14 protein-coding genes are annotated in these 14,379 nt (G+C 63.8%); 9 read left to right on the forward strand and 5 right to left on the reverse strand.

Translation table 11 applies throughout. From position 1 onward, the window contains the following. The first annotated feature begins 151 nt into the window (after window positions 1-151). Window positions 152-1,879 carry an ATP-dependent DNA helicase gene (locus tag IEY38_RS05570; protein WP_188975997.1) on the forward strand — a complete coding sequence of 576 codons (1,728 nt, stop codon included), beginning with the start codon at window positions 152-154 and terminating at the stop codon, window positions 1,877-1,879. Between the two features lie 182 nt (window positions 1,880-2,061). Here the strand turns inward: IEY38_RS05570 and IEY38_RS05575 are convergent, their stop codons facing one another. The 3 genes from IEY38_RS05575 to IEY38_RS05585 all read right to left on the reverse strand — a co-directional run bounded on the left by IEY38_RS05575 (window position 2,062) and on the right by IEY38_RS05585 (window position 5,217). Further along, on the reverse strand, window positions 2,062-3,102 hold the full coding sequence (locus tag IEY38_RS05575; RefSeq protein ID WP_188975999.1) for a class I SAM-dependent methyltransferase: 1,041 nt from the start codon (window positions 3,100-3,102) through the stop codon (window positions 2,062-2,064). Continuing rightward, entirely contained in the window at window positions 3,095-4,240 is a 1,146-nt protein-coding gene (locus IEY38_RS05580) for a 60S ribosomal export protein NMD3 (RefSeq protein ID WP_188976001.1), read from the reverse strand. The genes IEY38_RS05575 and IEY38_RS05580 overlap by 8 nt, the downstream gene beginning before the upstream one ends. A gap of 83 nt (window positions 4,241-4,323) precedes the next feature. Then, window positions 4,324-5,217, reverse strand: a complete 894-nt coding sequence (locus IEY38_RS05585; RefSeq protein ID WP_188976003.1) for an NAD-dependent epimerase/dehydratase family protein — start codon at window positions 5,215-5,217, stop codon at window positions 4,324-4,326. Between the two features lie 128 nt (window positions 5,218-5,345). Between IEY38_RS05585 and htpX the strand changes: the two genes are divergently transcribed. The 4 genes from htpX to radA all read left to right on the forward strand — a co-directional run bounded on the left by htpX (window position 5,346) and on the right by radA (window position 8,809). Then, the gene (gene htpX, locus IEY38_RS05590) at window positions 5,346-6,224 is read left to right on the forward strand and encodes a zinc metalloprotease HtpX (RefSeq protein WP_170096444.1); all 879 of its coding nucleotides are present in this window, start codon (window positions 5,346-5,348) and stop codon (window positions 6,222-6,224) included. A 316-nt stretch (window positions 6,225-6,540) separates the two neighbouring features. Continuing rightward, window positions 6,541-7,158, forward strand: coding sequence for a PspA-associated protein PspAB (pspAB, locus tag IEY38_RS05595; RefSeq protein WP_188976005.1), 618 nt, complete (start codon window positions 6,541-6,543; stop codon window positions 7,156-7,158). 1 nt (window position 7,159) lies between these two features. Next, complete coding sequence (locus tag IEY38_RS05600; RefSeq protein WP_188976007.1) at window positions 7,160-7,618, forward strand: hypothetical protein; 459 nt, start codon at window positions 7,160-7,162, stop codon at window positions 7,616-7,618. A gap of 141 nt (window positions 7,619-7,759) precedes the next feature. Beyond that, the gene (radA, locus tag IEY38_RS05605; protein WP_170096441.1) at window positions 7,760-8,809 is read left to right on the forward strand and encodes a DNA repair and recombination protein RadA; all 1,050 of its coding nucleotides are present in this window, start codon (window positions 7,760-7,762) and stop codon (window positions 8,807-8,809) included. Window positions 8,810-9,232: 423 nt separating this feature from the next. On the opposite strand, the gene IEY38_RS05610 is transcribed toward radA, so the two are convergent. Both IEY38_RS05610 and IEY38_RS05615 read right to left on the reverse strand, forming a co-directional pair. Continuing rightward, complete coding sequence (locus IEY38_RS05610) at window positions 9,233-10,285, reverse strand: aldo/keto reductase (RefSeq protein WP_188976009.1); 1,053 nt, start codon at window positions 10,283-10,285, stop codon at window positions 9,233-9,235. Between the two features lie 24 nt (window positions 10,286-10,309). Further along, entirely contained in the window at window positions 10,310-11,323 is a 1,014-nt protein-coding gene (locus tag IEY38_RS05615; RefSeq protein WP_188976011.1) for a CPBP family intramembrane glutamic endopeptidase, read from the reverse strand. A gap of 138 nt (window positions 11,324-11,461) precedes the next feature. Here IEY38_RS05615 and IEY38_RS05620 point away from each other — a divergent pair, with 138 nt between their 5' ends. The 4 genes from IEY38_RS05620 to IEY38_RS05635 all read left to right on the forward strand — a co-directional run bounded on the left by IEY38_RS05620 (window position 11,462) and on the right by IEY38_RS05635 (window position 14,292). After that, window positions 11,462-12,367 (forward strand): acyltransferase, encoded by a 906-nt coding sequence (locus tag IEY38_RS05620; RefSeq protein ID WP_188976013.1) that lies wholly within the window; start codon window positions 11,462-11,464, stop codon window positions 12,365-12,367. Window positions 12,368-12,417: 50 nt separating this feature from the next. Then, the gene (locus IEY38_RS05625; protein WP_188976015.1) at window positions 12,418-13,125 is read left to right on the forward strand and encodes an Nmad3 family putative nucleotide modification protein; all 708 of its coding nucleotides are present in this window, start codon (window positions 12,418-12,420) and stop codon (window positions 13,123-13,125) included. A gap of 73 nt (window positions 13,126-13,198) precedes the next feature. Continuing rightward, the gene (locus tag IEY38_RS05630) at window positions 13,199-13,885 is read left to right on the forward strand and encodes an RAD55 family ATPase (RefSeq protein WP_170096435.1); all 687 of its coding nucleotides are present in this window, start codon (window positions 13,199-13,201) and stop codon (window positions 13,883-13,885) included. Then, window positions 13,882-14,292 carry a hypothetical protein gene (locus IEY38_RS05635; RefSeq protein WP_188976017.1) on the forward strand — a complete coding sequence of 137 codons (411 nt, stop codon included), beginning with the start codon at window positions 13,882-13,884 and terminating at the stop codon, window positions 14,290-14,292. Before IEY38_RS05630 ends, IEY38_RS05635 begins: the two co-directional genes overlap by 4 nt. Window positions 14,293-14,379 lie beyond the last annotated feature (87 nt).

Consider the following 14,379-nt stretch of genomic DNA (forward strand, 5'->3'; position numbering starts at 1 on the left):
ACGTACAGGGGGTATATGTATAAGCATTCCGAGGGTACAAGTACCACGACCGCGTGCATGTGAACACGACCCATTCCGACATCTCGGCTGACTACTGACGCACATCCGACGACAGGAAAGGTTTAGGCCGCCTCGTCCGTTGCCTTCTCGCGTGTACCCCGCACGGATTACCGACGAGTTTCCGGCCCCATCCTACCGGGGCAACCAGAAGCAGGCTCTGGCTGACATCCGTGCGGCCTTCGAGCGTGGTAAGGACGTGGTCCTCGTCCGCGCGCCGACCGGCAGCGGCAAGTCGCTGCTCGCTCGGTCAATCGCCGGGTGTGCCCGAACTGCCGGCGAGGCCGCCGCAGAGCAGGTCATCGATGCCTACTACACAACGCCACAGGTCTCGCAACTGGACGACGTGGCCGAAGACGCTCTACTCGAGGACCTCTGTGTTATCCGCGGGAAGAACAACTACGACTGCATCCTTCCCGGCGAGACTGACACGCCGGTGAACCAGGCCCCGTGCGTGCGCGAACGGAAATTCGACTGTCAGGTCAAACACCGCTGTCCGTACTTCTCGGACCGTGCCATCGCCTCGAACCGGCGCATCGCCGCGATGACGCTGGCGTATTTCATGCAGACCGCCGGCAGCGACGTGTTCGGCAAGCGCGACGTGGTCGTCATCGACGAGGCCCACGGCCTGGGCGAGTGGGCGGAGATGTACGCCACTATCGACCTCTCGCCGCAGTCGATACCGATGTGGAACGATATCGACGTACCGGACATCGACGGCTTGGACGAGGCCGTCGCCTTCACCGAGCGCGTCGAACACCTCGCCGAGCGCCGGGTGAAGGAACTACGACAGAAGGCGGAACTAACCGGCGAGGAGGTGGCCGAGCGGGACTCCCTGAACACACTCCGGCAGGACCTCGGCTGGTTCCGCGAGGACTACACCGACACCGAGAGCGCGACCACCTGGGTCGTCGACCAGGCCGACAGCGAGCACGCACCGGTGACGATCAAGCCGATGAATCCGGAGCGCTATCTCAAACACACCGTCTGGGATCGTGGCAACCGCTTTGCCTTGCTCTCGGCGACTATCCTCAACAAGGAAGCGTTCTGTGCTAACGTCGGCCTCGACCCCAGCAACGTCGCACTCGTGGAAGTCGGCCACACGTTCCCCGTCGAGAACCGGCCGCTGTACGACGTCGCTCAGGGGAAAATGACCTACGAGCACCGCGACGACACGCTACCGGACATCGCTCGCACTATCGTGCGTATCATGGCCCGGCACACGGACGAGAAGGGACTGATTCACTGCCACTCGTATGCCATTCAGGAGCAACTGAAGGAGTTGCTTGACGACTTCGGCGTCGGCGCTCGCGTCCGTACCCACGACAAAGAAGGTCGAGACGGTGCGCTGTCCGCCTGGAAGCGCAGCGACAACCCCGACGTGTTCCTTTCGGTGAAGATGGAGGAGGCTCTCGACCTCGAAGGCGACCTCTGTCGCTGGCAGGTGCTGTGCAAGGCTCCCTACCCCAACACTCGCGACTCCCGCGTCGCCCGACGGCTCGAAGACGACCAGTGGGGATGGTACTACCGGACTGCACTGCGGACGGTCATCCAGGCCTGTGGCCGCGTCGTCCGCGCGCCCGATGACTACGGCGCGACCTACCTTGCGGACTCGTCGCTGCTTGATCTGTTTGACCGCGCCGAACACGATATGCCCGACTGGTTCCGTGCTCAGGTCGACCGCCTCTCCCAGCCCGACTTGCCCCGGTTCGCGCCGGATCAGGCGCTTTCGGCGCTCAGTTCGGGTACGAAACGCCGGCACGACCGCTCGCGGTCGCGGTCCGGGAACGGAAATCACCCGCTTTCGGACGTGTGGGACTAGAAGAAGGCGAAGGCTAACCCGTAGACCACTGAGGACCCGACCATCAGGCCGACGAGAATGACGGCGACTATCTGCTGTCTATCCATGGCGTCCTCTTGGCCACTCGGCTAATTAGGCGTTACGACCGTTTGTTCGTCGTGTGTTACTTCCTCTCTATCCTGGACTGCTTGGCTAAAGACGCCCTACTGCACCCGAGCGTCCACGACGACGTGGGCGACACCCTCGCTGTACTCCTTGACGCGCCGAGTGTCTAGCACTTCTACACCCCGGTCGGCTTCGGCAGCGGCCGCCTCCAGTCGCTCGATTGGGCGGTCAAACACGAGCGCGTCCGGTGTCGCTTCGTGCATGTGGAGGACGCCGCCGGGCGCGAGTGCGTCAAGCGCGCTGTCGAGGTACTCGTGTGCCTCGTAGTAGCCCATCACTACTCGGTCGGCGCGACCCTCGCTGGCAAAGCCCGGTACGACTTCCCGACAATCGGCCCGGTACGGGTGTACGCGCTCGTCCACGTCGTTCAGCATGACGTTCTCGACCAGGAAGCGAAACGACGCTGGGTTGCGTTCAACGGCGGTGACGTGCGCGCCGGCGCGGGCCATCGGGAGGGTAAAGTAGCCGATGCCGGCGAACATGTCCAGGACGCGCTCATCAGGGTCAACAGTGTCACCCATCTGCGCCCGCTCGGCTTTGTTGCCGGGGGAGAACATCACCTCCGCGAGGTCCATCGCGTAGCGCGTGCCGTGTTCGGTGTGGACCGTCTCGGTGTCGCCGTCGCCGGCGATGACCTCGACGCTGGGTTCGCGGTGCTCGCCGGAGATACCGTGGCGGGCCAGCACCGTTCCGGCCTCGCCGTGGAGCGCCAGCAGCGCCTCGCCGACTTCCGCGGGTCGGGGGCTGTCGCCGATGTCGATGAGTACGACGGAGCCAAGGACGGCCCAGGAACTGGGGGCGGCATCGATTTCAGCCTCGGTCCAGCCGCGTTCCCGGAGGTGGTCGTCGAGCGTTCGGAGGCGGCGCTCGCCGACTTGCCGGACGACCTCTCGGAACTGCGTCTCCTGTGGCGGGGCAGTCACCGGGACGGCGACGCTGTCCGCGGTCCACTCGGTGACGCTTCTGGTATCGTCGTAGACGCCCTCGGCCTGCAGGGATTCGATAGCGACCTGCGAGCGGGGTTTGGCGACGACGACGGCTAGCTGCTGGTCGTCTTGCGCCCCTGAACCATCACTCATCGGTCTCTGTGTCGTCTCCCTTGGTTGGGAGGATGTGCAACCCGGCGTGGCTCTTCAGCACCGGCACCTCGTCGGCGTCGGTGTCGAGGTAGTCCGGTCGCGGGACGGTCTTGCTCTCGAAGGTCTCGGGATCAAGCACCTGAACGGCGTTGTCGTCCTCGACGGCGACGAGCGTGGTCGTCTGGGCGTCCTCGCGGAACCCCAGCCGCCGGGCGTCGGGGGTCTCGCCGTCCTCGAAACTGGCTTCGTAGTCCTCGCCGGTCGCCAGGCGGACGCCCTTAAGGTTCCCCTGGACCGAGCGGACCAGTACCGGCCCGTCGCCGTCCTCCGGGTCGATGACCTCGCCCTGGCGGTAGCGGGGCAGGCGGACCGCGTAGGTCATCCGGTACAGCTCTTGCCCGTCTTCGTCCTCGGAGATGAGACGCCGTGAGTCGGAGTAGGAGCCCCCGAGTTGGGCGGTGATGCGCTTGGCGATTCCCTGCCCCATCTGGTTCGTCGAGATTTTCATGTCCAGCCCGTCGTCGACGGACTTGGTCTCGGTAATGAATGCGTTGCGGTCGCCCGTTTCCTCACGAGCGGCGATGTACTCCTCCGCGATCTCCTCGGCGCGCTCGCGCTCGTCGTCGGTCGGATCGCGGCCGTCGGCTCGCACCTGCACGATGCTGGCGAAGGAACCGCCGGCGATCTTCCCGCAGCGCTTGCACGTCTGCCGGGAGATGCGGACGGGGACGGTGACCTCCTCGGTGACCGGCGTCCCGCGGATGACCCCGGAGAACTCCGCGTGCATCCGGATGTTGTTCTTGTCGAGTTGCTCGGGAGCGACCTGCCAGGCGACTGACTGGGCGTCGACGTGGATACCCAGTGCTTCGCTGACCTGCTCGACGGCGATGTCGGTGTAGTCCTCCGCGCCGATGTCGACCCAGCGGTTCCCCTTGTGGACCGCGCCACACCGCGAACAGACCCGTACCTGAATAGTGTCGGGGGCGTCCACAAGATCGAACTCCTCGAAGTAACAGGCGTCACAGAGGACGTGCTCGGAGTTGCGCTGGCCGCCAGCACCCGCAAGCTCCGGGCGCTCGTCAGTGCCCTCCGGTATCTCGTCACCGCAGCGTGGACAGAACTCTCCCGACCGGCTCATTACCGGTCCTACTGTACTGAACCGTTTAAGCCGTGTGTTCCGCCACCGCGACTACTCCGCAAATGGGCCAGTACGACCTCCGATTACTCACCCGTGAGTGTCGGTGCTGCAATGTCGGCGTCGGCGGCCTCGCGCCAACTGTGTTCGGGCTCCCAGTCCAACAGCCCCTGTGCTTTCGCCGTCGAGAGCGCTGACTGGTCGCCGTCCAGCTTACACTCCGTGGGACGCTCATTCCACTGTTCTTCGACGAGTTCAGCCGTCGGCCGGCCGACGTAGTTCTCGGCGGCGGCGACGTTGAACGCTTCGTGCCCGCCGAGGTCGGCATCGAGCGCCGCCGCGACGGCCGTCGCCACGTCGCGCACGTCGACGTAGGACCAGCAGTTACCGGTGCCGCCGGCGAGGTCGCCCGTGGCCACATCCCGACAGTTGTACTCACCGGGGTACTGAATCCATGACGGCCGTATCGAGGCCACGTCGATGCCATCACGCCGGACGACCATCTTCGCCACCTCTTCGCCGGCGACCTTCGACGTGCCGTACGGGTCCTCCGGCGCGGTCGGATGGGATTCGTCCATCGGGAGATACGCCGGGAGCGGCGTCTCCTCGGCGAAGGCCAGTCCGTAGGCGCTCTCAGAGGACGCCCAGACGACGTCCGCGCCGGCGCGACCTGCAGCGTCGATGACGTTGTACGTCGCCGAAATGTTAGTACCGAACACTCGCGTGCCCGCGTGCCGCTCCGGCGCTGGCAACGCGGCCCAGTGGACGACGGCGTCCGGGTCGACCTCGCTGAACAGGTCCCGGACCTCGACCCCCTCGGTCACATCGACAGCCTTGAATTCAATGTGCTCCCGCGTCGGAATCTCCCAGCCGGGGTGGTCTAGGTCCACGCAGACAACGTGGTACTCGCCGGCGAGGTGGTCACAGATCCAGCGCCCGGAGCGTCCGCGCCCGCCAGTGACGACGACTGTGTCGGTCATGTACCCGATTGTTGTCCGGAGAGTAAATGCGTGTGGACAGCTGTCCTGTTGACGGCTCCTCTGGCTCTGCCGTGTGGTGCTTTCCCACGATAGCGAGGTTTTAGAGTGTCGACCGCCTATCACTGCGTATGGAGTGGCAAACAGACTGGGGGCTCCGTGGCCGGATGGCCCTGACGATGTTCCTGCTGTTCGCGCTGTACATCGTCTTTCTTGGAGCGCTCACGCTGTATTTCAGTAATCTCGCCCTTATCGTGGTCGTCATGGGACTGTTCCTCGGTGCGCAGTTCTTCTTCAGCGACAAGCTCGCCCTGTACTCGATGGGGGCCCGGACGGTCGAACCGGAGGAGTATCCGGAACTCCACCGGACCGTCGACCGCCTGGCCCAGCAGGCCGACCTCCCGAAGCCGAAGGTCGCCGTCGCTGACTCTCGAGTGCCCAACGCCTTCGCCACCGGCCGGTCGAAAGATAGCTCGGCTGTCTGCGTGACGACTGGCATCATGGACACGCTGGAGCAGGACGAACTGGAGGGCGTCATCGCCCATGAACTGGCTCACATCAAGAACCGCGACGTGATGGTGATGACTATTGCGTCGTTCCTCTCGACGATTGCCTTCCTCATCGTCCGGTGGGGTTGGCTGTTCAGCGGCGGCCGCGAGCGCGGTGGCCAGCAGGTGCCCGTCATCGTCGCCATCCTCATCTCGCTGGTCGTCTGGGTCATCTCGTTCCTCCTGATCCGGACGCTCAGCCGCTACCGCGAGTACGCCGCCGACCGCGGCGGCGCGATGATTACCGGCAAGCCCGCCGCCCTCGCGAACGCACTGATGAAAATCGACGGCCGGATGGACAAGGTCCCCAAGGAGGATATGCGCGACCAGGCTGAGATGAACGCCTTCTTCATCATCCCGATTAACGTCGGCTGGATCGGCCGACTGTTCAGCACCCACCCCACGACAGAGAAGCGCATTGACCGCCTGCAGGACCTCGAACGCGAACTCGAAAGCCGCTAGCAATAGTTGGCTTTTTGACTTACAGGTATGAGGGAGTGTGCCGTCTCGCAGTAGCTACTGTATAGAGCCAGAAAGCCCCGAGACGCTGGGCTCCTGCGACTCGCTGCGCCCTTCGCTCATTTCACTCGCTCCAGTGCTTGCTTCGCCTCGAACGCCCAGTGTCTCGCCCCTTTCAGTCCCGCCCGTAAGCGGTTGGTCAATCCAGGCTGGGTGGGGCTTTCCGGCTGTTAGAATAGTTGTCCTTGTCTTCGGACACAACCACATCAACTAGCCGAGACGCAAACCACCTTGGTCTCCGGCCCGTAGGGGTTCACATATGGGATTGCTCGACGGACTCAAGAGCGTTCTCGGGGTGAAAGCCGAGGCCGACGCGACGCGGGACGCCGACCCCGACGATCTGTTCGGGATGAGTACCGCCTACATCACGATGGAGGCCGATCTGGGGTACGAACCGACCGGCGAGGCGGCGCTGTGTTTCGCCGATGTCGACAGTACGGATTTTCAGGACGCTATCGACGAGGTCGAATCCATTCTCGACGCCGGGATGGTCGAGACGGGCACGCGGGCGACCTTCGAGACCGACGACCACGGCTATCAGTGGGTCGTGCTCCACGACAACGACTTCGAGGACCTGCTCACGTCGATTCACTTCGCGGCGGACACGCTCGTCGAACGGCGCTACGGGTCGCGCTTGCTCGCGGCGCTGTTCTCGTTTGAGGACGTGCGCAGCGACCAGACCGTCTACTGGGTGTACTCCTTCCGCCGTGGCGCGTACTACCCGTTCGCGCCGGACCCCCACGACAGCCACGAGCGCAACACCTCCGCGGAGTTCAAACTGGACAGTAACCTCAGCGACGAAATCACCGTCGAGGACGACAAGGAGTACTGGTATCCGCTGTGGCCGGACCGCCCCGGGTACCACCCTTGGGAGTGAGATGGTCGATGGCGGCGTCGCTGTCGGTGACCACGTCCGGCCGGCCGAGGTCGGCCGCGAAAGCCGGGTTCCCGACGGTATCTACCGCGTCGTCGGTGCGGACGATGATTCCGTGACGCTGTTGTTAGTCGGGGACGCGGCCGGCCATCGGGTCCACACCGGCGAGGTGGTGACCGTCGCTCTCGAAGCCCTCGCTGCGTTCGAGTCCGCCAAGAACCCGGACGCGAACCGCTCACTGGTCACACACGCTATCTCACAGCTTGACGGTCTCCGGTGGTCGCTGTGGCTGCTCTGGCGCTCGATCCGCACTAGACCGCTTCCCGGCACAGCTGCCATTACCCTCCTCCTTGTCGGCGCGTTCGGCGAATGGATTCTGCCAGTGTCAGAGACGGTGCTGACTGGGTTCTTTTTGCTGGGGGCGCTGCTGCTCTTCTCCCTCGGTCGGGCGGGTCCGGCCTGAGTCCGTTACGACCGCACTGGGACTCGCCTCCCCATCTAAAACTCCCGATTCCGTTCCGAACCGTCCCGCTTCCGTCCCACACTTTCACTTTCACTCTGGTGTTAACGAGGCTTTATACCCCCGGACGCACAAGGCACGTCCATGTCCGCAAGTGAGGACCTCGAAGAGCTGCCGGGTGTCGGTCCGGCGACAGCAGAGAAACTCGAAGACAACGGCTACGACTCCTACCAAGGGATTGCGGTCGCCTCGCCCGGTGAACTGTCGAACACGGCCGACATCGGCGAGTCGTCGGCAGCCGACATTATTCAGGCCGCCCGCGAAGCGGCCGATATCGGTGGGTTCGAAACCGGATCGACGGTGCTCGAACGCCGTGAGCAGATCGGGAAGCTCTCCTGGGGCGTCGACGAGGTCGACGACCTGCTCGGCGGCGGCGTCGAAACCCAGTCCATCACCGAGGTGTACGGCGAGTTCGGAGCCGGGAAGTCCCAGGTAACGCACCAGCTCGCGGTCAACGTCCAGCTTCCGGCCGAACACGGCGGGCTGGAAGGCAGCGCTATCTTCGTCGACTCGGAGGATACGTTCCGACCCGAGCGTATCGAACAGATGGTCAAGGGCCTCGACGACGAGGTACTGTCGGATACGATGGTCCTCCACGGCATCGTCGAGGAAGAGGCCGACGCGGACCCCACCGACGAGGACCTGCTCGATGACCTCGTCGCCTCCGTGCTGGAGAAGATCCACGTCGCGAAGGCGTTCAACTCCAATCACCAGATCCTGCTAGCCGAGAAGGCACAGGAGATCGCCAGCGAGAGTCAGGAAGAGGAGTTCCCCGTTCGCCTGCTCGCCGTCGACTCGCTGACCGCTCACTTCCGCGCCGAGTACGTCGGCCGTGGCGAACTCGCCGACCGCCAGCAGAAGCTCAACAAGCACCTTCATGACCTGATGCGGGTCGGCGACCTCAACAACACCGCCGTCGTCGTTACGAACCAGGTCGCATCGAACCCGGACTCCTTCTTCGGCGACCCGACCCAGCCCATCGGTGGCAACATCCTCGGTCACACCTCCACGTTCCGGATGTACCTCCGCAAGTCTAAGGGGAACAAGCGCATCGTCAAGCTCGTTGACGCGCCAAACCTTCCGGACGGCGAGGGTGTCATGCGTGTCGAAGAGGACGGCCTGCTGAACGAGTAGCCCGGACGTTAGCAGTAGCGCTTATCGTCGACCCACGACTGCAGACTATTTTTCGGGCAGTCTCTGACACTTGCTACGGCTGTCATCCGGACTGGTATGTGGGCTGCTCCCGCGCCTCGAACCCCTTCGTTTCATCTCGAACCGACTCCCGTCTGGCGTCTTGCGCCCGTCAGACGCACCGTGGTGAATGTGAAACTCCGCCACCCCAATCGCAAGACGGCGGGACATCTCCTGTTGAAACAAGGGGGTGGCAGCCGAGAACCGACAGACGGCTGTCTGGTTGTCGATGTCCTTCGGGGGTAAACTGTCGACTGGAGATTTCAGTGCCAAACCGTCGTTGTTTGGACGGTGCGAAAATCAAGTGAGCGGCGGTAGAATCAGTCGCCTGCTTGGTCTGTGCGTCGGCGCTCCAACGCCTCGCTGTCAGTCCCCAGCAGATTTCATCCCGGTGTCTTCGAGGTCCGCACCGCCGACCGACGAGCGCAGGGCGTCCATTCCGTCGTCGCGGTCGATACCGAAGTTGTCCCGGTACAGTTCCTGCACGCGGTCGTACTCCTCGTCGCTGAGCGGCGGCGTGTCGGGTGCGCCGGCCCACTCGTCGATATCGGCGTTCGTCCGGAACGTCGGAGTGACCGACGCCACCTCGTCGTTGTAGAGGAGCCACTGGATGGCGGCCTGGCCCATCGTTCGTGCTCCGTCACGCTCTAAGAACCGGATTTCTTCGACCTTCTCCCAGCCGGTCTCGTACCACTCGGTCGGTCGGTGCGAGCGGTGGTCGCCTTTACCGAGTTCCGTCTCCGGCGTCACCTGCTCGTTCAGCAGGCCCGAGGAATGTGGGACGCGAGCGAGCACCGACGTGTCGGCGTTTTGCTCGCGGATGGTGTCGATGAAGTGCTGGCCGGGAGTCTGTTCGAAGAGGTTGAAGACGGTCTGGAGTGCGTCGAACTCGTTTGCGACCGCGGCGTCGCCCTCAGCGAGCCAGCCGATCGACGGGCCGAGCGCCCAGCCGATGGCGTCGACTTTCCCCTCTTCGCGGAGTTCATCAAGCGCTTCCAACACGTCCTCATCGACCTCGTCGACGTTGGCGTTGTGGAGCATCAGGAGTTCGACGTGGTCCATGCCGAGACGGTCGAGTGAGCGGTCGAAGGCGGTGTGGACCCACTCGGGCGTGACCTTCTTCGGGAGTTCGCCGTGGCCGGCCTGTGGGTTGTTGTAGAAGTCGTAGCCGATTTTCGTCGAGACGGTAACTTCGTCGCGGTGTTCCGCTAGCGCCTCGCCGATGATCTCCTCGCTGTCGCCGTGGCCATACACGTCGCCGGTGTCGAAGAACGTCACGTCCTGGTCGAGCGCGTGCTGGACCATGTCGATAGCATCGTCGTGAGTACGGTCGCCCCACCAGTCCGTGCCGACGACCCAGGCACCGAATCCGACTTCCGAGACCTCGACGCCGGAGTTTCCGAGTGTCGCGTATTCCATACCCGATTTAGCGGCGCTGTCCACTTAGCCGTCTTGGTTTGTGGTGTCGGACCGCGTCCGGACGCGGAGGTCGGGGATGGCGATGTCCTCCAGCAGTGCCACTGCGCCGTACTCGCGGCGGACCCACCAGTACAGCGCGGCTCCGCCGACGGCGAGCAGCGGAAGGGCGACGAGCCCTCCTTCAGGGCCGAACTCGCCGCCGGTCACCACCGTGGGACCAGTCGCATCAGTAGAGAGCAAGGCGACACCCATCCGGAGGCCGCTGACGGGGAAGCCAAGCAGTGCCAGCGTGTAGTTCCAGGCGACGTGGAAACCGCTGGCGACCCCGAGTCGCCCGGTCAGGACGTAACACGCACCGAGCAGGAGCCCATAAAGGGTGATGTTGGCCACACTGAGCAGGGATGCGCTGGGATTCGTCCAGTGGAGGACACCGAACAGTGCGCCTGTCAGTCCCGTTGCAGTGATGACCGCGCCCCGCTTGCCGACCCACCCGGCGAGCCCCTCAGCCGTGTTCGTCAGGAGATACCCACGGACGAGTACCTCCTCGGTAGTTGCCTGGACGAGGAAGAACGCTCCCAGAAGGAGGACGGCGACCGGCGGTCCGAACGCGGTCAGCGGGAGCGGCCCGCTATCGATGGTTACGAGGGCGACGCTGACCTTGACGAACCCGATTGCCACCTCGACAAGCAGGACGAGCGTGGGAAGCCCCACCCCGAGCACGAGACCGAAGGCCGCATCGCGCCACCACTGGCGGTCGAATCCCAGTCCGTAATCCGGGAGCGTCCGCCGATCGAGCAGATAGCCGATCCCGACGGCGACGACGGTTCCGGAAGCAAAAATCGCGATCTGGCGCACGACAGCGACCGTCGGCGTCATGCGCACTACCGACGATGCCACTGCGATCACCCCCGAGAGGAGGACGAGGCCGAACCCGGCAAGAAATACCCAGAGCGTGACCCGCCACGGCGCCCGCAGCCGGCGCTCCCCGGGATTGACAATGTAGCGCCGTATCTCCATGATGAAGTCCGACCTGACCATGTCGTCGTCTGGAACGGCGGCGTCTTAACTGTGACTTGCTCGCCGAAGTATGTGCTGTTTGGTGTCATGACACAGGTGTTACTGGGTAGGGCTCGGGTAACGGAAACCCCTATCTGCCCGCGAAGCCACGTACTCGACATGACGAAGCGTCACGTGTCGCTGCCACCGCTCGCCGAGGAGGGGCTCAGGGCGTTCATCGACGAGGTCGACGAACGCCTCTCCGGCGACGAGGACACCTGCGATGTTGTCACTGACGTGCTGGTCGATCTCCACGGCGACCGGGACGCCTACGAGCGCTGGCAGGACGGCGCGGATATCTCCCCGGCCGAGCGGGTCCGGCTTCAGGGCTATGACCCCTGTAACACGACCCTCGAAAGCGAGTACTACGCCGAGAAAGACGAGGAGCGGTTCAAACGCTCGAAGCATCTCCAGTGGCTCTGGCGGCAGTTCGACGCGACGCCGATGGCGGACAACGTCGAGTTCGCGCTCCGGTTCCGACGGATGCTCGCCGACCACCTCTTCGAGTCCTGTGGCGAGGGCTGTCGCTTCTTCAAGGGCATCTCGTTTACGTACGGCCACAACATCGAGATCGGTGACAACGTCGTCGTTCACGACGATGTCCACCTCGACGACCGCGGGAAGTTGACGATCGGCGACCGCGTCTCCATCTCCGACGACACTCACGTCTACAGTCACGACCACGACGCCGTCGACCAGACTCACGTAGATCTCTACCACACTATCATCGAAGACGACGTTCGCCTAACCTACGATTCGATGGTTCGAGCGGGCGTGAAGGTCGGGGAAAACGCCATTCTCGCGGCGAAGTCCATCGCCGGCAAGGACATCCCCGCCCACCACATCGCCGCCGGCACGCCGGCGAAGTCTCTGACCGTCAAGGACGGCTGGGAGTCCGTCGCAGAGCCGATTGAGGGGGCGAACGTCGACCGCCGCGCCGAGCGGCAGCTGTCGTACGACCTCCCTGACGACCTCGATCAGTTCGACGAGTTCCAGCGCGACCTCTCGCCGCCGGACCGCGAGTAGTCGTCGGCGCGCGTCGTCACCCCTTTTGTTGCACCCGCCGACGGTCACATATGCGAAGTGTCGCCATCAACATCGGAGCAAACACGAACGAGCCCGGCTTCCGCGGCCCGCTGTTTCCCGACGGCTCGTTCGAGTACATCCCGATCCCCGAATCGAAACCAACCAGCGAGCCCGTACCGACCTACGGTGACCTCGACTTGGGGACCGACGTTTCCGCGGTGGCCGACCAGCCGGTCCACTTCGACCCGGAGTTCCCGGAGGCCGGCGGCGAACGCTACACGTATGGCGACGAACACGGCGTGAAAGCGGGCCCGCTGTCGGATCTGTCGGCCGGTGACTACCTGTTTTTCTACGCGACGCTATCGGTGGCTGGCGAGTGCCCGGCCTGGGCCTCGCCGGAGTGGGGGGCGCACGTCATCGGCCACTTCCGACTCGCCCGCGACGCGGTGACCGGTGACGAGTACCGGGAACTCCCGTCCAAGGAGCAGGCCCAGTTCGCCTCGAACGCCCACGTGAAACGCGACCCCTTCGACGCTCGCGTTCTCATTCGCGGCAACGCTGAGGAGTCACGACTGTACGACACAGTCGTCCCGCTGTCGACACCGAGCGGCGGCACCGATGCGAACGAACTGGTAACCGACCTGTCGTCCGACTCGGGGAAGGGGCCGTGGTGGCGACGGCCGATGCGGTTCGACGAGGCCGGTACGGAGCGACTGCTTGAATTGGCCGATAGCCACCCCAGCGCTATCGAACACTGACGCAGCCGAATAAGTTATCACCGGTGAAAATAGAATGTGAAAGCATATGTCCAGACGGACTCAGGTAGCTGATATGCGTCTCTCTAGTGGGGTCCCCGGCTTCGACGAACTCATCGAGGGGGGGTTACTCCCGAATCGCCTTTATGTGGTCAGCGGCCCGCCGGGTAGCGGGAAGACTACGTTCTGCTCACAGTTCATTACACAGGGCGTCAAAGAGGGCGAGACGTGCCTGTACGTGACGATGCACGAGACCAAGACGGAGTTGATGCAGGACATGGCCGGCTACGAGTTCGGGTTCGACCGGGCTATGCAGTCTGATGCCATCCAGTTCCTCAACCTTGTCACCGAGAGCGGGAAGCGAACTATCACGCAGTTCGGCAGCGAGGGCGGCCTGACGAACCGGCTCGTCGCCTACATCAGACAGAACGACATCCAGCGGGTCGTCATCGACTCGACGATGCTGTTGCAGCACTTCATGAACGACGTCGAAGACGAAATCACGGGCTTTCTCTCCGCGCTGAAACAGACGGACGCGACGACGCTGCTCATCTCTGAGATGACCGACCCGTCCTCCTACAGCGACGAACACTACCTTGCCCACGGCGTCGTCTTCTTCCACAACTTCCTCGAAAACGGCAGCATGACCCGCGGCGTTCAGGTTATCAAGATGCGGGGCACCGCCATTGACTGTGACATCCGTGAGATCTCTTTCTCTGACGCCGGACTGCAGGTCCATACTGACCGGAAAGTGGAGACATGAGCCGCTACGAGCGTGAGTTCGGCACCGACTGGGACACTCTCGACAAGGACGAGGCCACCGACCGGGCCTACGCCATCGGTGTCGCCAAGCGCCTCGGGGAGTTCAACCGCGAGGAACTCGAAGCCATCTACGCCGAGATGAACTCGGCGTACCACAAGAGCATGGTCGAACTCGCGTACGACGAAGGGCGCAACGAAGCGAAGGAAGCGGCGGAGACAACCAGCGCTGACCAGGACGCCCTCTGGGCAGACCTGATCAACGGCGAGAAGACGTACATCGACGAAGACGACGTGCCGACTGGGGGCCGTGACGGCCTGCCCTCGGCGCTCGATTCCTCGGAGCTGTTGGACAGGCAGTCAGTCGACAGCACCGACGCTGTCGACAGGCCGGACTTCCTCGACAGGTAGTCACTCTAAGTGTGCACTCACCGACAGCGATAGCGCTGTTGCTCGCCTGTGTAAAAAACGATGGAGACGGGAAACCCGTCCAGAGCT

Origin of the sequence: Haloarcula sebkhae (genome assembly GCF_014647415.1) — an archaeon.
Lineage (GTDB): Archaea > Halobacteriota > Halobacteria > Halobacteriales > Haloarculaceae > Haloarcula > Haloarcula sebkhae.